Source organism: Chryseobacterium sp. Leaf201 (genome assembly GCF_001421435.1).
In the GTDB taxonomy this organism is placed as follows: domain Bacteria; phylum Bacteroidota; class Bacteroidia; order Flavobacteriales; family Weeksellaceae; genus Chryseobacterium.
The window spans coordinates 34,367-56,453 of the sequence record NZ_LMKA01000123.1; the positions used below are offsets into that span (position 1 = coordinate 34,367).

22 protein-coding genes are annotated in these 22,087 nt (G+C 40.5%); 9 read left to right on the forward strand and 13 right to left on the reverse strand.

Annotation, left to right across the window (positions count from 1 at the left end; translation table 11 throughout):
- Positions 1–82: 82 nt before the first annotated feature.
- The 3 genes from ASE55_RS18000 to ASE55_RS18010 all read left to right on the forward strand — a co-directional run bounded on the left by ASE55_RS18000 (position 83) and on the right by ASE55_RS18010 (position 2,641).
- Positions 83–1,669, forward strand: a complete 1,587-nt coding sequence (locus ASE55_RS18000) for a patatin-like phospholipase family protein (RefSeq protein WP_056222988.1) — start codon at positions 83–85, stop codon at positions 1,667–1,669.
- A gap of 35 nt (positions 1,670–1,704) precedes the next feature.
- Entirely contained in the window at positions 1,705–2,073 is a 369-nt protein-coding gene (locus ASE55_RS18005; RefSeq protein ID WP_056222990.1) for a hypothetical protein, read from the forward strand.
- A 70-nt stretch (positions 2,074–2,143) separates the two neighbouring features.
- Positions 2,144–2,641 (forward strand): DUF2199 domain-containing protein, encoded by a 498-nt coding sequence (locus tag ASE55_RS18010; RefSeq protein ID WP_056222995.1) that lies wholly within the window; start codon positions 2,144–2,146, stop codon positions 2,639–2,641.
- 102 nt (positions 2,642–2,743) lie between these two features.
- On the opposite strand, the gene ASE55_RS18015 is transcribed toward ASE55_RS18010, so the two are convergent.
- On the reverse strand, positions 2,744–3,268 hold the full coding sequence (locus ASE55_RS18015) for an antibiotic biosynthesis monooxygenase (RefSeq protein ID WP_056222998.1): 525 nt from the start codon (positions 3,266–3,268) through the stop codon (positions 2,744–2,746).
- Positions 3,269–3,615: 347 nt separating this feature from the next.
- On the opposite strand from ASE55_RS18015, the gene ASE55_RS18020 reads away from it, so the two are divergent.
- Positions 3,616–5,085 (forward strand): T9SS type A sorting domain-containing protein, encoded by a 1,470-nt coding sequence (locus ASE55_RS18020; RefSeq protein WP_056223001.1) that lies wholly within the window; start codon positions 3,616–3,618, stop codon positions 5,083–5,085.
- 102 nt (positions 5,086–5,187) lie between these two features.
- On the opposite strand, the gene ASE55_RS18025 is transcribed toward ASE55_RS18020, so the two are convergent.
- From ASE55_RS18025 to ASE55_RS18040, 4 genes are all read right to left on the reverse strand, one after another.
- A complete protein-coding gene (locus tag ASE55_RS18025; RefSeq protein ID WP_056223006.1) occupies positions 5,188–5,739 on the reverse strand; it encodes a DNA-3-methyladenine glycosylase I in 552 nt (183 codons plus the stop codon).
- Positions 5,736–6,056 carry a hypothetical protein gene (locus tag ASE55_RS18030; protein ID WP_056223010.1) on the reverse strand — a complete coding sequence of 107 codons (321 nt, stop codon included), beginning with the start codon at positions 6,054–6,056 and terminating at the stop codon, positions 5,736–5,738. Before ASE55_RS18030 ends, ASE55_RS18025 begins: the two co-directional genes overlap by 4 nt.
- 5 nt (positions 6,057–6,061) lie before the next feature.
- Positions 6,062–6,976 (reverse strand): helix-turn-helix domain-containing protein, encoded by a 915-nt coding sequence (locus ASE55_RS18035; RefSeq protein ID WP_056223012.1) that lies wholly within the window; start codon positions 6,974–6,976, stop codon positions 6,062–6,064.
- An 86-nt stretch (positions 6,977–7,062) separates the two neighbouring features.
- Entirely contained in the window at positions 7,063–7,872 is an 810-nt protein-coding gene (locus ASE55_RS18040; protein WP_056223015.1) for an SDR family oxidoreductase, read from the reverse strand.
- 163 nt (positions 7,873–8,035) lie between these two features.
- Between ASE55_RS18040 and ASE55_RS18045 the strand changes: the two genes are divergently transcribed.
- Positions 8,036–8,545, forward strand: coding sequence for a hypothetical protein (locus tag ASE55_RS18045; RefSeq protein WP_056223018.1), 510 nt, complete (start codon positions 8,036–8,038; stop codon positions 8,543–8,545).
- 50 nt (positions 8,546–8,595) lie between these two features.
- On the opposite strand, the gene ASE55_RS18050 is transcribed toward ASE55_RS18045, so the two are convergent.
- The 5 genes from ASE55_RS18050 to ASE55_RS18070 all read right to left on the reverse strand — a co-directional run bounded on the left by ASE55_RS18050 (position 8,596) and on the right by ASE55_RS18070 (position 14,712).
- Positions 8,596–10,173 (reverse strand): DHA2 family efflux MFS transporter permease subunit, encoded by a 1,578-nt coding sequence (locus tag ASE55_RS18050; RefSeq protein ID WP_056223021.1) that lies wholly within the window; start codon positions 10,171–10,173, stop codon positions 8,596–8,598.
- A 122-nt stretch (positions 10,174–10,295) separates the two neighbouring features.
- The gene (locus tag ASE55_RS18055; RefSeq protein WP_056223025.1) at positions 10,296–11,399 is read right to left on the reverse strand and encodes an HlyD family secretion protein; all 1,104 of its coding nucleotides are present in this window, start codon (positions 11,397–11,399) and stop codon (positions 10,296–10,298) included.
- A gap of 20 nt (positions 11,400–11,419) precedes the next feature.
- Positions 11,420–12,733, reverse strand: coding sequence for a TolC family protein (locus ASE55_RS18060; protein ID WP_056223028.1), 1,314 nt, complete (start codon positions 12,731–12,733; stop codon positions 11,420–11,422).
- Complete coding sequence (locus ASE55_RS18065) at positions 12,717–13,343, reverse strand: TetR/AcrR family transcriptional regulator (RefSeq protein WP_056223031.1); 627 nt, start codon at positions 13,341–13,343, stop codon at positions 12,717–12,719. Before ASE55_RS18065 ends, ASE55_RS18060 begins: the two co-directional genes overlap by 17 nt.
- 250 nt (positions 13,344–13,593) lie before the next feature.
- Positions 13,594–14,712 carry an ATP-binding protein gene (locus ASE55_RS18070; RefSeq protein ID WP_056223034.1) on the reverse strand — a complete coding sequence of 373 codons (1,119 nt, stop codon included), beginning with the start codon at positions 14,710–14,712 and terminating at the stop codon, positions 13,594–13,596.
- A 270-nt stretch (positions 14,713–14,982) separates the two neighbouring features.
- Between ASE55_RS18070 and ASE55_RS18075 the strand changes: the two genes are divergently transcribed.
- Genes ASE55_RS18075 through ASE55_RS18085 form a run of 3 tightly spaced genes read left to right on the forward strand, consistent with a single transcriptional unit; the run spans position 14,983 to position 17,937 of the window.
- Positions 14,983–16,281: a hypothetical protein gene (locus tag ASE55_RS18075; RefSeq protein WP_056223037.1), complete on the forward strand. Its 1,299-nt coding sequence runs from the start codon at positions 14,983–14,985 to the stop codon at positions 16,279–16,281.
- A 1-nt stretch (position 16,282) separates the two neighbouring features.
- Positions 16,283–16,882 carry an LPS export ABC transporter periplasmic protein LptC gene (gene lptC, locus ASE55_RS18080; RefSeq protein WP_056223040.1) on the forward strand — a complete coding sequence of 200 codons (600 nt, stop codon included), beginning with the start codon at positions 16,283–16,285 and terminating at the stop codon, positions 16,880–16,882.
- Positions 16,883–16,890: 8 nt separating this feature from the next.
- Complete coding sequence (locus ASE55_RS18085; RefSeq protein ID WP_056223042.1) at positions 16,891–17,937, forward strand: anhydro-N-acetylmuramic acid kinase; 1,047 nt, start codon at positions 16,891–16,893, stop codon at positions 17,935–17,937.
- A gap of 31 nt (positions 17,938–17,968) precedes the next feature.
- On the opposite strand, the gene ASE55_RS18090 is transcribed toward ASE55_RS18085, so the two are convergent.
- Positions 17,969–18,358: a hypothetical protein gene (locus tag ASE55_RS18090; protein ID WP_056223043.1), complete on the reverse strand. Its 390-nt coding sequence runs from the start codon at positions 18,356–18,358 to the stop codon at positions 17,969–17,971.
- A gap of 36 nt (positions 18,359–18,394) precedes the next feature.
- Here ASE55_RS18090 and ASE55_RS18095 point away from each other — a divergent pair, with 36 nt between their 5' ends.
- Entirely contained in the window at positions 18,395–19,006 is a 612-nt protein-coding gene (locus ASE55_RS18095; RefSeq protein ID WP_056223045.1) for an NUDIX hydrolase, read from the forward strand.
- Here ASE55_RS18095 and ASE55_RS18100 read toward each other — a convergent pair.
- Together ASE55_RS18100 and gldJ are read right to left on the reverse strand one after the other, a co-directional pair.
- Positions 19,003–20,274 carry a UDP-N-acetylmuramoyl-tripeptide--D-alanyl-D-alanine ligase gene (locus ASE55_RS18100; protein WP_056223047.1) on the reverse strand — a complete coding sequence of 424 codons (1,272 nt, stop codon included), beginning with the start codon at positions 20,272–20,274 and terminating at the stop codon, positions 19,003–19,005. The two genes, ASE55_RS18095 and ASE55_RS18100, sit on opposite strands and share 4 nt — an antisense overlap.
- Before the next feature lie 66 nt (positions 20,275–20,340).
- A complete protein-coding gene (gene gldJ, locus ASE55_RS18105) occupies positions 20,341–21,936 on the reverse strand; it encodes a gliding motility lipoprotein GldJ (RefSeq protein WP_056223049.1) in 1,596 nt (531 codons plus the stop codon).
- Positions 21,937–22,087 lie beyond the last annotated feature (151 nt).

Here is a 22,087-nt window from a genome sequence, read left to right on the forward strand (position 1 = left end):
GATTAAATTTATATATAATTAATGATACACTGAAATTTCATCCTGTTCATTATAAAACTTTAAAACACCAAATACACCGGCCATGAAACCTGAAACCCTGAAATCCATTCTTGAAGACCCGATGCTCTCGCCTCAGTCCCGAGAAAAGCTAGAAGCCCTGTATGCGAATATTTCGGCTAAGGAATTTTCTGATGTGCTGGGTGCGGACGGCCATCAGTATGTGGAATTTGTGCAGGAAGGCGGCGGGGTCTGGGGAAGTGCGCTGGTAGGATATCTGTACGGACTGGAAATTTTCGGGATCCGGTTCCTGAAAGTGGCAGGTACGAGTGCCGGGGCCATCAATACCATGCTGATTGCGGCCTGTAAAACCAAGGAAGAAGCCAAAAGCGGTATCATCAGAGAAATCCTGCTCAACTGGAACTTTGCCGATTTCATGGATGGCAAACCCTATGTAAAAAAGACCATCCGAGCGATGCTCAAAAATAAAAATTTTCTGAAAATCAATATTTATATCTCCATTGCCGTTCTTGTATTCTTTGGGATCCTCGCATTTGTTTTTCCTACGAAAGCCATCTGGGAAACGAAAATCCTTTTTGCCGTTCCCTTACTGCTGGTAATCATCGGGGCTGCATACCTGGCAAAACTTTATGCTGATCTGAAGAAAGGGAATTCAGGGCTCAATCCCGGCACTACGTTCCTGAACCGGATGAAAGAGGTACTGGAAGGGTTCGGGATTAAAACCGTTGCCCAGCTCAATGAAAAATTTATACAGTCGGGTAAGAGTCTTAATCTGGATTACCGCTACGGAAACGGTACGGAATATTATGATATCGCCCTGAAAAGCATCGAAGAGATCCGGGAAAACAACAAAAAGCACATCGACGAAATCCGGTACCGCATTTTTTTTGACAGTACGGTAAACAACGAATATTATAAAAAAGACCCTTTTTATCTTTTAAAATCCGAATACATTGTTGTTACCACCGATATCAATGCCAAAATAAAGGTGGAACTGCCGACGATGGCCAATCTGTACTGGTCTGAAGAGGAACTGAAGCACATCAGCCCGGCAGAATTTGTTCGTGCTTCCATGTCGGTCCCGTTCTTTTTTGAGCCGATGCAGAAAAGAATCAATAAAGAGGATGACTCGGTAAAATATGCCTGGAAATTCTGGATGAACACCAAAGAGGAATCAATCAATCCGGTCGGTGTTTTCATCGACGGCGGGAGCATTTCCAATTTCCCGATGGACCTTTTCCATACTGCCGATATTTTTTATCCGAGGATGCCTCTGTTCGGGGTACAGCTCACCAGTGATGCAGATATCCTTTCTGAAAAAGGAAAAACCAGCGAAGAGATTCTTGAGTCTCCCCTTACCTACGCCGGAAACATCATCGATACGTTGAGAGGCTTTAATGACAAAACGTTTCTGACCAAGCATACTTTTTACCATCTGTTCAGCATCCAGACTGTCAACTGCGGCACCAGCAGCTGGCTGAACTTCTTTATGAAACGGGAAGAAAAAGAGGAACTTTTCAACCGCGGCTTCCAGGCTGCCCTGGATTTCCTCAATAATTTCGACTGGGAGAAATACAAATGCGAAAGGATGATGCTGTCTATGAAAGAGAAAAAGATTTTAAAAGAGGAGGATACGCCGACGGTGGGGTAATCACAATATATCAATTTAATTAACCAACAAAAATCATGATCAATAAGATAGACCTGAGAGAACCACTCAACATTCTGAATTCCGAAGCAACTACTCCGCAGGAAGTCTTTCAGAACCAGACGCTGCGCCCTGTTTTAAAATTACAGAATGACCTTTACGGTTCTTTATTTACCAGCTATGCCATCCGCCAGAATGCAGATTTTAATGCTTTATCTGCAGCGAAAAAAAACAGTTTTATAGAACAAAGCCTGCAGAAAGACAGCGTATTGAAAAATATCTTCATCGGAATGACCATCGGGATGTTCACCCTTCAGGAACTGGAAGTTTATCATTCTGACAGCAAAGTTTTCAACAAAAGAATTATTACGATGCTGATTGAGAGATTGAAGAGTCAGATAAAATAGGAATAATAACCAGGGACTACAAATCTGATATTGAGAATAATTTTTATATTCGCTGCAATTAAACTAAACTATGAAATATATCTGTGAATGCTGTGGCAAAGAAAAAGAAGACTGGCCTGCAATAGTTTACAATTCGCCTTCTCCCTATCTTGATATTTCGGATGAAGAAATGGAAAACGCTGAACTGAGCCCGGACTTTTGTGTTATAAGATATTCTGATGAGACCTGTTATTTTATCAGGGCAGTCATGGTACAGGAAGTCAATGAAGCCTGTCAGGATCTTGACTATGGCGTTTGGGTATCATTAAGCGAAAAAAGTTATAATGAATACGTAGAAAATTACGGCAATAATGATTTTGAAGGAGGATATTTTGGATGGCTGGCAAACTATCTTCCTGATTATGAATTTGATGACCCAATCCCGGCAGATGTTGTTGTTGATAATAAAACAGGCAGACCCTTTATTTATCCGCATGAAAGTTTTGAGCATCTTTTTGTTAAAGATTTTTATAGCGGTATTTCAGAAAAAGAGGCAGAACGAAGAATTAATAAAGTGCTGAATAAATAATATGAATTGGATTATATCAAAAATAAATTTTTGAGAATAAGCACCAAGCTTACAGATACTTAATGATCATTATATCTACTGAAACAAGATTCCATTAAGTTTTCATTTCCTCAGCCACCCTTTAAAAACCTTTGTCACAAAAGGCATCACGACCCAGGTCAGCAATCCGACCATGCAGGCGGCAACCATAAAAATCCTCAGCAGAACGTTCCCGTCTTTCATCCAATGACCGATGGTGTAATTCAGGAAAATACTGGTGGGAAAAACGCCGCATAGTGTTACCAGAGCCATTTTCCAGCGTGGCGGTGCGGTTGGCGATCGGAACCACGCTTCCAGCCCTGTCAGATCACGGTAAACAGCATCTTCAGTGAGCATGCCTGCGTATGCTTCCCACTTTTTAAACAGTTCCGAATTGTAGAAGGCATCCTTTTCAGTTTCGTCTTTAAACGTCCGGAGGATTCCGATTTCATTTTTGCCGTCTTCTTTCAGGGAAGTAATCATCATGGCACCATGGACACCGTCCCGTTTAAATGATTCTCCTAAAAAATGCTGTAAAGCCGCTTCAAATTCTTTTTCTTTTCCGGGAATTACCTTTCTGGTAATGGCAACGTGAATGGGTCTGGACATGGCAATAAATTTTACATAAAAATAATTATTAAATTTAAAACCATCACCAATGAATTCAGGATTTGAAAAAACGTATGATCCGATGTCATGGATTATAATACATGAAAATCCAACTACTCTTTCTTCTACATGGATTCATGATTTAGAACTTTCTGATAAACCGGATAGCTTTTATCACGGGAATTACTAACATCAAAACCATACTATGATATTAACTTAATCTTGTGGTTTTATAATCTGTAATACAAACAGATAAAAGCATATTTGTGCAATCAGCATTAAAAAATTATCTATTTTTGCCAAAAGATTAAATCTGTAATTTAATTTTAATAACCTGTACAAATTCAATGCGAAAATTTTTTATTATTTCATCTATTTTGTTTCTTACCAATTTTCCTGCTCAAAACTGGACCCAAACTGGTAAACTTACTCCCGTTATAAGAAGAGGTGGTGATTCATTTGGCTTTGATCTGCTGTTGAAAAATAATGTTTTATACAGCTCGGCATACGGAAACACTTATGATTCTGATGAGCAGAACAGCACCTTTAAGGCAGGAAGCTTTTATATTTTTGAGCGTCTGAATAATTCCTGGGTAAAGAAAAATAAACTTGTCCCCAATGATCGCGAAAACAGTGATGAATTTGGGAAAAAGTTCGCTTTGGGTGACGATAATAAATTATTTATCAGTGCGTGGCAAAAAAAATCAGGAACAAGTTTCGGAGTAGGAGCGGTTTATCTTTTTAATAAAGACAGCAATGGAAACTGGATCCAGACACAGAAAATCACTCCTCCAATAGCAACTGCCTATACTCATTTCGGAAACAGGTTAAGTGCCGACTCTAATACATTAGCAGTAGGATCACAGAGTTCCAATGTTACTATTTATGAATATAACAGCAATACTCAGAAGTTTAATTTTAAGCAGACATTTCCTTCCACTTATAATGCAGATACTCATGTTTATAATAACAGGGTATTTGCGGGTGTTTCAACACAGAACGTGAATGGAACTGCAAATGCCGGACAAGTAATTATTTATAAGAAAAATATAACTTCGAATATTTGGGAAATTAATCAGACCATCAATTCTCCTGTTACCGGTGATACCCAGTTTGGATTTACTACGTATGCCAATGGAGATTATCTTTTTATAACTGCAGCTTATTATGCAAGGTTTGTTGCCATATATAAGTTTAATGCGGCAACAGATCAGTATACGCATGTTCAGACCATCAGCAATGGATCGAGCTATTTCGGATCAGAAATTTCTATGGAAAACGATTTGCTTGCCATTGGTGCGCCCGGTGCTACTAATACAGCAGCAACTGGTGGAGGTGCCGTATTTCTATACAAACTGGAAAATAATCTCTGGGTACAAAAGCAGAAAATCTATAATAATGATTCAAATCCTTATGATGGATTCGGTTACGGATTAAGCGTAAATAATAACAGTATTGCAGTTGGGGCACCTGATCATGATTTTGACTCTACAGGAGGTAATATTAGTGCAAGTACAGGGGCTGTTTATTTCTTTAATGATCTTTCCAGTTTAGGAACAAAAGAATCCGCTGCACCTACCTCTTATCAGATCTATCCTAATCCGTTCATTGAAAATATTTCAATCCGATTAGACAAGAAATATGATTACCTTACAACAGAGATTTTTGATATGTCAGGAAAAAAAATATACACAAACAGTTTTTCACACAAACAAGGTTTAGATCTGAGCCTGAAATCACTTATATCCGGTACTTATCAACTAAATATATATTCAAAAGACAAAAAAATTATCACGTCACGAATAATCAAAAAATAATAAATTACATCTTATCGTATCAGATAAAGAAAAATTCTCAATCGCATTCATATTTCATTATTAATTTCGATCTGATATAGCGGATTCTAATACATAATCTCTCTACCCTTTGTTCCACATCGGCTCATGCTCTAACACCTTCTGATAAATCAGACAGTTTTCATCATGGGAGCCTTTCAGATAACCGATACTCATCAGGAATTCATTCACGATTTCCCCGCCTGTGAATTTGAAGGTTTTCTTGAACAGCTTCATCCATTCCGGTAATGTTTTCGGGTGATGGTGTTCCAGCCATTTCTCGAATGAACCGAATTCTTCCTGCAGCCCGGCAATGGTTTTTGCATTTTCAATCGCCGCGTTTACCTTCAGCCGGTTCCTGATAATGCCGGGATCATTCAGTAACCTTTCGCGGTCGGTTTCTGTATAGGAGGACACTTTCTGAATATCAAAGTTATCATACGCTTTTCGAAAGCCATCTTCTTTTTTCAGGATTGTTTCCCAGCTTAATCCTGCCTGGTTGATTTCCATCACCAGTCTGCCAAACAGTTCGTTGTCATCATGAATCGGAAAACCGTAATGGTGGTCGTGGTATTTTTTATGCAGGGCCTTTCTGCTTTCAGGCTGCATGTTTTCTATGGCTGAACAGTAACTCATTTCAGTATATTTTCGGTTTTCGTTAAAAACGTGTCTAAGGCATCTTTAATATCCATTCCTATACGGTCTGCCAGAATGATCAGCCACCAGATGTTTTCTGCTAATTTATGCTTAAGTTCTTCTGCTGAATCAGATTTTGGCCATGTTTTTTCATGCGACATTATATCTCTTCCAACTAAGGCTGCATCTGTCAGAAAAGCCAAAGCGTCCTGTTCCACTCTCCATTTTTCACCCTTTTGCCGGCTTTCCAGCTGATGATATTTTTCTCTGATTACAAGAGAACGCCGTATTATTTCATCTAAATTATTATGATTCATTTATATTATTTTTGAAGTGATTGCCTGAATCCGTTGGGAGTCAGTCCGGTTTTCTTTTTAAATAATTTACTGAAAGACTGGGGATGTTCAAAACCCAGATGATAAGCCGTTTCTGAGACAGAAAACCGCCCGTTTGATAAATATTCTTTTGCTTTTTCAATCAATTTATCGTGAATGTGGTGCTGTGCATTCTGTCCGGTGTGCTGACGGAGCATATCGCTTAAATATCTTGCTGTAAGATTCAGTTCAGAAGCCAGGTACTCTACTGTGGGAAGGCCCCGGAGGCTTTTCCCGTCATCAAAATAATCATCCAGGATCTTTTCCATTTTTGTTACCAGATCATTATTCACCCCTTTTCTGGTGATAAACTGCCGGTTGTAAAAGCGGTTGCTGTAGGTGAGCAGCAATTCAATCTGTGAAATAATAACATCCTGACTGAATTGGTCGATCCGTTCATTCAATTCTCCCCGGATATTATCAAAAACAGCTAAAACGGTCTTCTTTTCTTTTTCTGAAAGATAAAGTGCTTCTGCAGTGGAATAGGAAAAGAACCCGTACTTTTTTATTTTCTGAATTAAAGAATACGGCTGCAGAAAATCGGGGTGAATGTGAAGAGACATTCCGCTGTAATCGGCTTCTTCTTCATTCATTTTAAGAATCTGGCCGGGGGAAACGAAAGACATGCCCCCTTCCTCAAAATCGTAATATCCCTGTCCGTATCTTATCTTTCCGTTAAATTCTGTCTTAAACGAAATTTTATAAAAGTCAAGCTTAATCCCGTTTTCAAAATCTTCCGGATCAAAAACAGCTTCTCCGTAATTTATAATGCTGATCAACGGATGCAACGGCGCAGGTTGTCTCATCGCCTGATGCAGTGCGGACAACGATCTGAAGTGAACCGGGGGTTTTACTGTTTTCATACCGTAAATATAATATAGATTTGTGACAACAGGCTGGCAGGAGGAATTAATTACAAATTGGAAAACTAACTTTTAATATTATATTTCTATTTAAACATAAATTCACCTTTTACTTTCTGCACGTAATTTTCGATTCCGGTTTTATTTCTTTCATCATATAAAGCATTGGCATCTTTTCCGGCAATGTATCTTAACTGTAGCTTTCCATCGGTGGCTGCTCCGAAAATAACAGCGGCAATATCTTCAGGCTTTGAGTAACCGGCAATCTGTTCCGGACTATACCCTTCCTGAACTTTTGAAATTAATTTCCCGTAAGACTCATGAAAAGACCCATCCAGCGAACGTCCTGCAAAGTCAGTCTGAATCCCACCCGGAGCGACCACTTTTACATTTATTCCAAACTGGGCCAATTCATATCCCAGACTCTCTGAAAATCCGTCAACTGCAAATTTTGTGGCACTGTAAACAGAACAGGTTGGAAAACCCAGCAATCCGAAACTGGAAGTTACATTGATGAAAGTACCTTCTCTTTTCATCCTGAAATCAGGGATAAAGGCTTTTGTGACCCGGATCACGCCCATTAAATTTGTTTCCAGCTGTTTATGAATCTGCTCATCTGTAAAAGCTTCCAGGGGCCCGATTAATCCGTAGCCTGCATTATTTAAAACCACATCAACGGCATGGTTTTCCAAAACCTCAGCAATTGTTTTCTCCAGCCCGTCTTTTTCCGAAACATCCAGCTTTAATACGGTTACATTTTTCAGTTGTGTAAGTTCTGTTTCATTTTCGGGGTTTCTCATCGTTGCAATGACATTCCAGTTTTTTGACTGAAATAATTTTGCCGCTGTTTTTCCTAAACCTGATGATGCTCCTGTAATAAAAATTGTTTTCTGCATTATAATTTGTTTAAAATTGATAAGGCAAATGTCTGAAGAAATGAGAATTCCTGCGTAGCCTTATTGAGTTTGTATGTAGGCATTTTGACGAATCTCAATGACAAAAACCCATGTCCCGATTCTTTTGCGTATTTTAGTTCTCCATTAACACCAAATAATCAATATGAAAAACTCAGTTATCCCATGGTTGACATTTGTATTTATCTGCTGTGCAGCATTAATCCATGCCCAGAAAATTTCTGATGGAGAAACCATTGATGTAAACGGTATGAAAGTCACGTTTAACATTACCAATAAAGAAAGCATACAGGCAGGCGGGAAAAATTTTGACCGTTACAAAGTTTCGGCATCTGTAAAGAATACCTCTGATAAGTCTTATAACATACGGATGTCTTCTTTTCCGCAAATTGTTACCAATATCAATATTGCAGAGCTTGACTGTATTAATGCCACAGGCGCAAAACTCACTTCCAAAAAAATCCAGCTGAAAATGAAAGCGCAGATGGTCAATGTTTCTTATTCTGCATATGATAAATCGGGGAAACTTACCTCCTACACCATTCCTGTAACCGGAAGTTATTATTTTGATGCGGGAGATACCATTAGTGATAATGCTGTGTTTATTGTTCCGCAGGGAGAAAAACCTGATGTAAACGTAAGAAGCCTCAGATAAAAAAATCCTCCGAAAGTTTTTCGGAGGATTTCTGTTAGTATAAGTAAAATTTAGTGCATCGCTTCACTTAAATCGATCTTTTCTTTGCTTTTCCGTTCCCTGATAAACAGGATAAACGGAATACACACAAGGAAAACCACACCCAGATAAAGGAACACATCCATATAAGACAGTACGGTTGCCTGTTTGGTTACGGATAAATCCAGTATTTTATATGCGGCATTGGTTGCTGCATCGGGGGTCATTCCTTTTGCCGTGAAACTTGCTTTAAGGCCGTTCAGTCTTTGCTGGACTGCAAAATCGGTTTCGTCAAGATGGGTAATCAGGTTGACCCTGTATTTCTGACTGGCATTGGCAATAAATGTGGTAATGGCCGCAATCCCGAAAGACCCTCCGAGCTGTCTCATCATCCCTGTAAAAGCTGCTCCCTGACCGATTTCCTGCCCTTTCAGTGTACTCAAGGACAGTGAAGTAATCGGGATGAATAAGAGTCCCAGACCGGCACCCCGCACAATCAGCATCCAGAAGAACGCATCTTTGCTGGTATCCGGTGTCAGGATTTTATACCCCCAGAAACTGTAGATGAAGAAGATAAACAACCCTAAAGAAACAAGAATCTGTTGTTTTGCTCCTTTTGAGAGTAACCTTCCGATGATCGGCATCATGAAAGCCGTTGTCAGGGCAGCCGGGATCATCAGGGCTCCTGACTGAAGTGCCGTCCAGCCCAAAATACTCTGCGTATACAGCGGAACAATAAATGTAGAGCCGTACAGGCCGAACCCGAGTACGAATGACATCACCGTCCCGATTCTCAGGTTTCCGTTCTTAAGTACGCGGAGTTCTACAATCGGGTACTTGAAGGTAAGCTCGCGCCACAGGAACAGTATAAATCCTAAAACTGCCGAAATGGTAAACGTAACGATCATTCCGCTTTCAAACCAGTCTTCTTCATGCCCTCTTTCCAGGATAAACTGCAGTGAGCCTACGGTAATGGCAAGTAAAGCAATCCCGATCCAGTCTACATCCGAAACCTTCCGTTTTTCTGCATATTTCGGGCTCTTTACAAACTGTAAGGTCATCAGAGTAGCTGCAATCCCAATCGGGATGTTGATATAGAAAATATACGGCCAGCTGAAATTATCAACAATATATCCTCCCAAAGGCGGACCTAAAGTAGGACCGATGATCACCCCGAGGCCGTAAATGGCCTGGGCCATGCTTCTTTTTTCAATCGGGTAAGATTCCGTGATGATGGTCTGTGAAGTTACCAGCAGGGCTCCCCCGCCGATTCCCTGCATGAGGCGGAAAAACACCAGTTCCCAGATATTCGTCGCATTCCCGCACAGGAAGGAAAAGATGGTAAATATAACAATGGAAGCCGCGAAATAGTTCCTTCTCCCGAACTGCTGCGAGAGCCAGCTCGTCATCGGTACCACAATTACGTTACCGATTGCGTATGCCGTGATTACCCAGCCTACCTCTGAAAGTGTGGCTCCAAGGTTCCCTTTCATCTCATTCAGGGCAACATTGACAATGGTGGAGTCCACAATTTCAAGCAGCGCACAAAGGATAGCCGTAATCGTAATGATAACTCTCCGTGCTCCGTATTCTACTAATGAATCTTGCATAGTTTTTAATGTAAAATGTATGTGCGTAAATGTATTGATGAATTAACCGGAGATTCCGGATCAGGAAATAATGAATAACCCGGAATCATGAATACACCGTACATTAATACTGGATACGTGTTTTATTTAAGGGAGACTTCTGCTTTCACGTTCATTCCTGTTCTCATTCTTTTTGCTACATTCTTGTCAAGGTTCACAAAATCGATTTTTACAGGAAGCCTCTGCACCACTTTTACGAAATTACCGCTTGCATTGTCCGGAGGAAGGATGGAGAATGTAGCCCCGGTTGCTGGGGAGAATGAACTTACCACACCCTCGAATTCCCTGTCCGGGAAGGCATCGATTTCGATTTTAACTTTCTGGCCTTCCACCATTTTATCCACCTGCGTTTCCTTAAAGTTGGCCACTACCCATTTCTGGTCGTTCTTAACCAGGGCAAACAGCTGGGATCCTGCCTGCAGGTACTGCCCGGCCTGAATCGGAACTTTTCCCACGTATCCGTCTTCAGGAGCAAGAATTACGGTATAGGACAGGTTTAATTTTGCATTTTGCACATCGACTTCCCTTTGTTTCGCCACGGATCCGGCAACACTGATCTGCTGGGAGCTGGCTGCTGTCTGGGAAGAAGCAATATTAGTCTGCTGGGCAATCTGGTTCCTCTGGTCCACTAAAACCTGAAGCTGCCGGTCAGCGGTCTGTTTTGCTGCCAGAGCCTGTTCATACTGCTGTTCTGTAATGGAATGGTCTTTTACCAGATTTGCGTATCTTTTTAAATCCTGGGAAGTTTTCCATACATTTACTTTGGCCGCTTCAATCTGTGCATTGGCTGTGGTAACTGCCGCCTGGGAAGATCCTATATTTTTAGAAGTTGCCGTAGTGGACGCTTCTGCATTGGAAATGTTGCTTTTTGCCGTTGTTAAAGCAGCTTCAGCCTGCTGAAGGGCCATCTTCTGATCCCTGCTGTCCAGAATAACCAAGGTATCCCCTTTTTTCACAAACTGGTTATCTTTTACTTTTACCTGGGTAACATAGCCTGAAATTTTAGAAATAACAGGTGACATATTGGATGTAATCTGGGCATCGTCAGTTTCTTCATGAACCTGCCCGTAGGTATAGGCATTGTATCCGTAAATTCCTCCACCGATTAAAACAACCGCCAGGATGATCGGGAAAACCAGGCTTTTCTTCTTTTTTGGTTCAGCCGCTTGTGTAGTATTATTTTCCATTTTGGGTATCGTTCTTAATTTTATTTGATTGTTAAAGTTCCTGTTGTCTGTAATAGTTTTCTGTAGGCCAGCGCGGCGTCTGCCTTTGCATTGATTACGCCTACATTGGCAGCAATCTGTGCGGCATCGGCATCCAGTAATTCCGTCATGGTTGCAAGGCCGTTGTCGTATTTATTTTTGGTGATCCTGTAATTTTCATTTGCCTGCTCTGCAGATTTTTCAAAAACAGCGATTCTTTTTTTGGAGTAATCCGTATTTTGGTATTCCCTGTTCACATCAAGCTTAATGTTGTCATTCAGCAGCTCATTGTTGGCAGACAGCTGCATTTCCCTTGCCTGCGACTGCTTCAGCGAAGAGTTTTCTTTCCAGAGATTGGACAGATTATATGAAACCCCCACGCCCACATTCACCGCATTGTAGATGGTTAAGAATTTAGGAATATCTGCTGCCACATAACCTCCCGTCAGTGCAATGGAAGGCAGGTTTTCAGCTTTTGCCGATTTCGTTCCCAGTGCCGCTGCCTGTCTCTGTTTTTCCAGGGCCTGAAGGTCTTTGCGGTTTTCCCTGGCCGTACTCAGATAAAAATCAACCGCTTTTACTTCTTCTGCTTCATCAATATAATTCTGGTCCACTTCAATTTCCGTGCTTTCAGGAAGGCCTAACAGCAAATCCATATTGATATTGGCAATGTTGTAATTGTTTCTGGCTTCCAGCAGCTGCAATTCGATGTTCGAGGTCTGAAGGTTTGCCTTCAACCGGTCATTTCTGGCAATTACCCCGTTATTTTCAAGCTTGAGGAAAGTTTCGTCCCTTTTTTGGGAAGCGGAAAGGTTTTCTTCCAGCACTTTAATGGACTGATTTGCTTTGAATAAGTTATTGTACGCTTGGGCAACATTATAAGCAATGTCAACCTTGTTGTTTTCCGTGCTTAATTTGGAAGCCTCCACCAGGTATTTTGCAGATTCGATGCCGTACTTTATCCTTCCGCCGCTGTATACCGGAACGCTGAGATTGGCAGATCCATAGGCTACCTGATGTACTTCAGGGCCGCCCTCCCCGGTTACACCCGGAAGTTTGATGTTGATATTCGGCTTCAGCGGAAGGTACATATAGCTTCCTGAAACTTTCAGTTCCGGCAGCTTTCTGTTTTTGGCTTCCAGCAGGTCTGCCGTAGCCTCCTCGATCTTCGCGGCATCAATCTTAAGGCTCTTGCTGTTCCGGATGCCCAACTGCACGGCTTCGTCAAGAGTAAGTGTTTTTTTCTCCTGAGCATGTATGCTTGCAAAACCCGCAAAGAGGGCCAGTGCAATAACTGAGTTATTCATTCTCTTCATAACCTAAAAGGTCTTTTAATAAGTATTTTATGTGTGTATTAAGCTCTGTGTAATATTTTTCTTCAAAAACGTCTTCAGCATCTTCATTGTTCAGGAATTCCTTATACATTTCCTTGCCGTTGGAGGCGTAAAACAGGGTTCCGCTTACCGTGGCATGAATCAGGTAGACCGGCGGGTTTTTCTTGAAAATCCCTTTTTCGATACCGCTTTCCACTATTCTTGAATACATGGAAATAAACCCGATTTTGGTCTGCTTCAGAAATTCCACAATCTGCGGGTTCTGTGTATGAAGCTGTTCGCGCTGCATAATCCTGTAAAAACATTTATGATTCCTTACCCTTCCTGCAAACTGGTCGACAATCTTTTCCAGCTTTTCCCATTCATTAAAATCCGTCCTTTCTATAATATCCTTTGAAAAAAACTGTCCTTCATTTACCCTGTACTCCACCAGTTTTTCATAAAGTTTTTCCTTGGAACCGAAATAATAAGAAATCATCGAGATATTCACATTGGCCGCTTTTGCAATTTCCCGGGTAGAGGTTCCTTCAAAACCATTTTCGGCAAAAAGCTTTTCGGCAGCAAACAATATATTTTCTTCTTTTGAAATCATTTTTTATATTCTCATTTTTTCAGAGAGCAAATTTACGACAGATTTTGCATAAATCAAACGATTGATTGATTTTAATTACAATTTTAATTTTATTTTAATATTTTCGTCTATAAGACTGGATGATAGAGTATTAATCTTATTTCTAAGAAATAAAAGATCCGCGATTACAGGAAATAATCGAATCAGTTAAAGATCAAGTGCGGTTAAATGGTATAAAAGATCTGTTTTATACTTTTCTGATTATCTAAGCTTATGAATTTTTATGAATGTACCTTGATAATTTGATTCCCAGGTCGGTCCAGATGATTTTAGGATTGCCGTTTCTTGTCAGATGCAGATCTGCTGTGCTGATTTCTTCCAGGATGCTTTCAATATTGGCTCCGCTGATAAATTTTGAAAAGCCGGCCCAGTTGAAGCCGTTGGCATCTATTTTTTTATATACCAGACCTTCAGACTGATAATTCTGCAATAAAGCGAGCCTGAAAATTTCGGAGCAGTAGTTCAGGAATGATTTCTGCTTCTCGCGGTTCCATCCGGCGATTTCCCTGGCCCAGAGGATTATGTTTTTTAAGAAAGCGGGCTTTTTCTTCACCATGAAGGCATCACGCACCCACTGGATAAAAAGTTTCTCGAATTCGTCGCTTTTGCTCCCTGATTTTAAAAAACGGACGGCATCGTTCAGGTTTCCCTGAGCCTGATGGATAATCTCGCCTAAGGCAGCATCAGGAACATCAAAGTTCTTTTTAAGATATGCTTCTATATCTTCATCATCAATTCTGGGAACTTCTACGATCTGGGTTCTGGAAAGAATGGTCGGGAGCATGTCATTGGTAGATTCCGCAGTTAAAAGGATAACCGTTTTCGCAGGAGGTTCTTCTAAAAATTTCAGGAATTTGTTGGAAGCTGCCGTATTCATTTTATCGGCTCTCCAGACAATCAGGATTTTGGTTCCGCCTTCAAAGCTTTTTAAGGAAAACTTCTGGTTCTGGTCATCAATTTCATCGGCAGAGATAAAAAGCTGTTTATTTTCAGATTCCAGAAAAGCAGTCCAGTCATTATAGCTGGCGTAAGGAAAATTTAGGACCATTTCCCTGAAATCCTCAAATTTACTTTTGCTTAAGGAATTTTTGTTATCCGTAAAAACCGGAAAGCTAAAATGTAAATCCAGATGGTTGAGGTGTTCCACTTTCGAGGCAGCATGCTCATTCTCGCGGCTCAGCACTTCTTTTGCATAGGCCAGAACCACGGGCAGTGTACCGTAGCCTTCCTTCCCTACAAAAAGCTGGGCATGGCTTACCCTGTTTTCGGCAATACTTTCTTTCAGAAGTTTTTTCAGATTTTCCTGTCCGGCTATGTTCTCCCAATTCATGGCTCAAAGATAAAGAAATTTGCGAAAGCTGAAGTTTGCGGAATATGAATTTTGCATCAAAGGGAAACGGTAATTTTTACGGATCCTGTCAAAAGTTAACTGCCCGTCAGCAGCCTGCCTGTTTAAGACAAATCACTGTAAAAGCCTGTAAGCAAAGCTGATTGATAATCAGCCGGTAGCTATATTCCCCCCTTAACAAACTTTAACCTCTTATAATTTTTACAATTCATTAATATTTAAGATATTTGCGCATTATTTTAAAAATAAAGAATGAAAAAAATCTTTGTACTATCATTTATATCAGTTGGGTATTTCCTTAATGCGCAGAATATAAGCAATTCACCATACGCGACTTACGGAATCGGGGATGTAAAATATGATAATACGATTGAAACCACCTCAATGGGAGGTATATCAACTGCTTTTATAAGTGATTTTACAAGTAATTTCAACTTTGCAAACCCTGCAAACAATGCTAATTTCGACCTTACCAGTATCAAACTGGAAGCGACAAATGAAAACAATTACTTTAAAACAGATTATAACAATACGAAGTCTACCAAACACTCTACGTATTTATCCAATATCTCACTGGCATTCCCTCTGTCTCCAAAGCTGAAAATGGGACTTTCCTATCAGCCGTACAGCTCAAAAAGCTACGAGATTCTGCATACTGATGAGCTTAAAGACACAAATGGTGTAGTCTATGCTAACAGGTTCAACAGATTCAGAGGCAGCGGAACAATAAACACCGCCCAGATTGCTTTAGGCTATAAAGTGAATGATAAATTAGCAGTAGGTGCAAGAGCCAATTACTATTTCGGAAACCTTTATGACCTGAATGAACTTGCGCAGTCAAATGCTGAGCTGATCAACGGATACGAAACCAAAAACAGTATCAAGAATTTCAATTTTACGTTAGGTGCAAGCTACCAGACCCTGAATACCAGTACAGACAGAAAGTTCACTGTTGGTGCCACCACTACTTTCGGGAATACGAGTAACATGACGACCGATTACGTAAACAGCACGTATTTCTATGGTGACGCAGCACAGACTGTCAAAAGCAATGAGAGCATTATTGAGCGGCAAAGCACAAGTTCTAAAAACCTTCTGCCTCTGCAGGCTTCCATTGGTGTAGGATACGGTGAAGAAAACAACTGGTTCTTATCTGTACAGGGAGACTATAAAAAAGGAGAAAGCATTGCTTATTTTGGCAACACTTTAGATCTTCAGGACTCTTACAGGATTTCTGCCGGAGGATGGTATCTACCGAATTACAACAACTTCAGAAACTATTTGTCAAGAATCGTTTACCGATACGGTGCGTTCTATGAAAAAGGAAGCTTAAAGCTGGCCGGACAGAGCATTAATAAGTTCGGGATTTCCGGAGGTGTGCTTCTGCCATTTAAAACCAGCAGCATTACCAGGATGAGCGGACTTGAAATCGGTGTTGAACTGGGGAAAAGAGGGACGCTTAAAAACAACCTGATCAACCAGAACTACATCAACCTGAAAGTCGGTTTCAATTTTGCTGATAAGTGGTTCAGAAAGACTTTATATAACTAAGATGTCGTTTTTCAGAAACATATCATTATCATATCAAAAAAATATAGCATGCCTTTTTAGTTGTGCTATATTTTTTATCACTACTTCCTGTGAAGAAGACCTTACCAAAAACGCAGGCAGACAGAGTAAAAACTTCCCTTCACAGATCATCAACAACGCCAATATTATCCAGAGGGATTCCGGTTTTGTCACCATGCGGGCCAAAGCCCCGATTATTGAAAAATATGAATTGATCGACAGCCCTTACACGGTAGCCAAAAAAGGAATTGACATTCAGTTTTTTGACAAGAAAAAACCGAAAGTTCCCGGAACCATCAAGGCGAAATACGCAAAATTTTACGATTACAAACAGTTCTACGAAGCCCGGGGCAATGTACGGATTACCACCAATGAAAACCAGCGGTTTGCCATGCAGAGCGTTTTCTGGGACCAGCGTAAAAAACGGATCTACACGAAGGATACGGTGTATGTAACCATGGAAGACGGCTCCACGCTGATCGGGGCCCACGGAATGACGGCAAAAGACGATTTTTCTGAGTATGTATTCTACCAGAATTCCGGAGACTTCACCACAACTAAATTATCTGAAAACAAAAAATAATCTTATCTATGACCTTCCATGCAATCGGGCTGATGTCCGGAACGAGTTTAGACGGTCTGGATATCTGTTTTGCCAGGTTTGAGAAAGAGGGCTTATCATGGAATTTCGAGATTATAAAAGCTGAAACCCTTCCCTATCCTTCTGCGTGGGAAGAAAAACTGAGACATTCCATCCATCTTTCGGCAGAACAGCTTTTGGAACTGCATTCGGAGTATGGTTTTTATCTGGGAAAAGCAGCCAATACCTTTATTAAAAAACACCGGATTGAACACATCGATCTTATCGCTTCGCACGGACATACGGTTTTTCATCAGCCAAAAAGAAAATTCACCTTACAGATCGGTGACGGAAGAGCCGTTAAATTAGAAACCGGCCTGCCTGTTATATATGATTTCAGAAGCCAGGATGTGCTGATGGGAGGAAACGGTGCGCCATTGGTTCCGATCGGTGATCAACTGCTGTTCTCAAAGTATGATGCCTGCCTTAATCTTGGCGGATTTTCCAATATTTCTTTAAACAACAAAGGTCAGAGGATTGCTTTTGATATTGCTCCGGTGAATATCGTCCTGAACCTGCTCGCAAAAAGCCTGGGCAAAAACTTTGACGAGAACGGCGACCTGGCCAGATCCGGAAATATTGATAAGGAATTATTGGTTCAGTTAAACGGACTGTCTTTTTACCGGCAGCCTCATCCTAAATCTTTAGGTATTGAATGGTGCAACGAACATATCTTCCCCTTATTTGAGAACATAGAAATACCTGATGCACTGGCTACTTTTACAGAGCATATTGCCGTGCAGATTGCAGATGTGTTTAATAAGTATGGGTTAAAAGACGTATTGTTTACTGGTGGCGGAACCTACAACCATTATTTAACCGAGAAAATAAAATCCCTTACGACTACTGAAATTGTTATTCCCGGAACCCAGATCATTGAATACAAAGAAGCACTGATCTTTGCTTTGATGGGCGTTCTAAGGCTGAATAATGAAATCAATGTGCTTTCTTCATCAACAGGAAGCAGCCATGACCACAGCTCGGGAGTTATTGCATAAAAAAACCTTCATTTCTGAAGGTTTCGCTGTATTATTTATAAGCTTCAATCTTGTCCGTTAAGGTATTGATGAAGTTCTGGAGCGGTTTTTCCACCATCATTTTGATAAACGGATTGAATTTCCCTTCAAAAAGCATCTGTACTTCCGTCTGGTTTTCGCTGAGCGGATTTATTGTTGCCGTTAATGAAAAATCAAGGCTTGAACTTGCAGATGTTAAAACGGCTTTTTCGTCAGTGACTTCGTCTATTTTCAAAGCAATTTCCGGCATTCCCTGTAACCCGAATTTAAATCCGTCTTCTCTTGTTTCAAACTTCTGAAGACCGTCCGGCATAAAATTTTTATAGTTTTCCGGGGATTTCAGGAGTTCTACCAATTCTTTAGATGATTTATTGACAATAATCTTTCGTCCTTCTAAATTCATTTTTTATTTTTGTATTTAAATTCTTAATTATTACAAATGTATAAAGTTTTTGTGAACGAAAAAAAATTATTACTGTCTAAGCAGTCTGAAAATCTTGAAAAGACGATTGGATATGAAAATGCCATGACTTTAGAGATTGCGCTGGACCTGCTTGAAAATACATCTGTAAAAGAATTAAACGTATTCGGAGAAGATATTGACGGGATCTGGGCAGAATTCCGGAGCCTTTTCAGGATTATTGAAGCTGCCGGCGGTGTGGTGAACAACCCTGACGGTGATACGCTTTTCATCAGGAGACTGGGAAAATGGGACCTTCCGAAAGGCAAAATGGAAAAAGGTGAATCCCGAGAAGAATCTGCCATAAGGGAAATTGAAGAAGAAACAGGCCTCCGCGATGTGGAACTGGTCCGGTTTATCAATACTACTTTTCACATCTATGTAGAAAGGAACGGTGACAAAGTTCTGAAATGCACCCACTGGTTTGAAATGAATTTCAGCGGCGAGGACACTTCAAAACCACAGACCGAAGAAGGAATTACCGAAGTAGCCTGGAAAAACACCGCTCAGATTGAGGATGAAGTATTTCCAAGCACGTTTAAAAACATCAAACTGATCATCAAAGAATTCTGGGATACCAGAAAAAACTAAATAAAATCAAGTGATTTTTCCAGGGCAACCCCTCTGGAACCTTTTAACAATATATTTTCAGAACGGATTTCATGCAGCTTCAGGTATTCTGTAAGTTCTGCTGTACTTTCAAAAGCGGTTGCTGATGAATTAACCTGCCTGAAGTTTTTCCCGACAGTAATAATCTGGTTAAAACCGAGCTTTTGGGCATAGTTAAGAATATTTTCATGCTCTTTTTGGCTTTCCTCTCCAAGCTCAAGCATATCGCCGATAATAATGGTTTTTGAGCCATCGAAAGTAATGAAGTTATCCAGGGAAGCAATCATTGAACTGGGATTGGCATTATACGTATCCAGAACCAATGTCCGTCCTTCTTTTTTTACCACCTGTGAACGCATGTTGGTTGGCGTATAATGTTCAATGGCTTTTTTAATATGTTCAAAATCGATTCCGAAGTGGAGGCCCAGGCTTGCTGCTGCACAGAGATTGGTAAAATTGTATTCTCCGGTCAGTTTCGATACGGCTTTTATGCCCTGATATTCCAACCCTACAAAATGGTCTTCCGAAACCAGTTCAAACTGGTAATCCGAAGTATCTTTCCCGAAGGTAACGGTTGGGGAATAGCCTTGTGTCTTTTCTGCCTGAACCGGATCATTTTCATTCACAATGATAGTCCGCTGATGGCTGATAAGATAATCATACAATTCAGATTTTCCTTTAATAACGCCTTCAAACCCGCCGAAGCCTTCCAAATGGGCTTTCCCGAAATTGGTAATATATCCGAAATCCGGCTGTGAAATGGAACACAGAAGCTCGATTTCCCACTGATGGTTGGCCCCCATTTCGATCACGGCCATTTCATGTCCGGACCTGACGGAAAGAATGGTCAGCGGAACCCCGATATGGTTATTCAGGTTTCCTGACGTATACTGAACACTGAACTTTTCAGACAGAACTGCATGGATCAGTTCTTTCGTCGTGGTTTTTCCGTTGCTGCCGGTAAGCCCGATAACCGGAATCTGAAGCTGTTTCCTGTGATAAACCGCAAGTTCCTGAAGAAGCTCTAACGTGGAACGAACATAGAAAATATTTTTGTCTGTATTTTCAAAGTCCTGATGTTCTACAATGACAGCCAGGGCCCCTTTGGTTATCGCTTCATCTGCAAAGGCGGCAGCATTGAAATTATCACCTGAAAATGCAAAAAAGAGATCGTTCTTTTCAATTTTCCTGCTGTCAATCGTTACGTTTGCGGACTGTAAAAACAAAGGGTAAAACTGTTCTGTATTCATGGTTCAAAAATAAAAAAACCTTCCAGAATTCCGGAAGGTTTTTGAAAATTATTTTGATAATATTATTTATCTTCTTGTTCTATTCTTATCGTTAGCTCTGGCATCCTGGGCTACACGGAATCCAATCCATCCGTACGCTTTATCCTGGCTCTTGTATCTTCTTTGTCCCGGATCCAGCCAATATGCCGTATCCTGCCAAGAACCTCCTTTTACCACTCTGATATCATTAGTAATTTCAGATGTTCTTTCTTTTCTGTCTTTCTGTAAGATTACTTTTCCGCCTCCGTCTACAATAAACCTTGATTTAGGCGCATTGTACATGTCGTATGAGCTGGCAGAATCAGATGCACTTCTGTAATCCAGAGAAGACATTCTGTCTCCGTCTCTGTAGTTTCTGTAATCTGCAATGGTTTCTCTTTCAAACTGACCCGGTAAATTTCTGTAAACCAGTCTTCCGTCTGCTAAAGTATCATATTTGATATTGCTTTCATCTACCATTTTGTAAGTTCCGTCTCCGTTTCTTACGATAGCCTGAGGCATGTTTCCTCTGTAGTAATTGAAGTCACTGAAGTCTTCATCGATGATTGGTCTGTATACGTCAGCCGTCCATTCTGACACGTTTCCGTACATACCGTAGATTCCTAAATCGTTAGAAGGGAACTGTCTTACGTCTGAAGTCTGAGCTGCTCCGTCATTTTTCCATCCTGCGATCCCGGAGTAGTCACCGGCTCCCATTTTGAAGTTTTCAAGGAACATCCCTCTGTCTCTTCCTTTGGTACCTCTTAACTGTTCAATTTGAGGTTCTTTACCTAAGTATCTGTTGTATTCTCTGTTTTTAGCAAGGCCTAAAGCTGCATATTCCCATTCCACTTCGGTAGGAAGTCTGAATTTCTGAACCATTGCAGAACCCGGAGCCCTGTTGGCAGACAATAGTCTCTGGTTGGTTGTTTTCATACCAGATTTCTGCTGCATTCTTTTCTCATTGATATATCCCTGCATCTCAGGATCATTCGATTTGAATTTATCCATATTGAATGCCGTTCCACCCTGGTTGTTGGATTCGTTGATATATAAATCTTTAGCGATGATACCGGCTTGCATTAAAGCTTTCTCATTGGCTCTGTCTGACAACCATTCGCAGTATCTGTTAGCCTGAGTCCATGATACCCCTACTACAGGATAGTAATCAAACTCCGGAGAACGGAAATACGTCTCGTTGTAATCATTTCTAGATAGTTTGTTGTCCCACAATAAGGTATCCGGCAGTGCACCGTTATAGATTTCCTTAAAGCTCGGATCGCTTGGAGGGAATACATACTTCAACCATGTCAGGTATTCGCGGTATTCGTAGTTAGTAATCTCAGTTTCCCCGATAAAGAAAGAACTTACCTGCATTCTGCGTGGCGAGTTATTCCAATCGTGCATAACATCATCTTTCACTAATCCCATTGTAAAAGTTCCACCTTCTACATATACCATTCCCGGCCACCCTTTCTGCTTTTGTTGCTTTCCTGCAAAAAACCAACCTTGTTTTTCGTTTGGTTTCCAACCTGTTTTGCTGACAAACTTTTTCGTTCCGCCACCATTGTTAGATCCTCCGCAACTGGTTAATGCAAGTGTAGAACTTAATGCTATTAATGAAAACAACTTTAGTTTTTTCATAGTCGATATAAATATTTTCAAAGTACAAAGAAAAAATAAATTATTCAATAAATCAAGTAAACATTTGATTTTTTTGAAAAACGTTAACAAATTAATTTTATTGTATCACAATTTAATTATAAAATTTTCATTTATTTTGTAATTCAGAAAT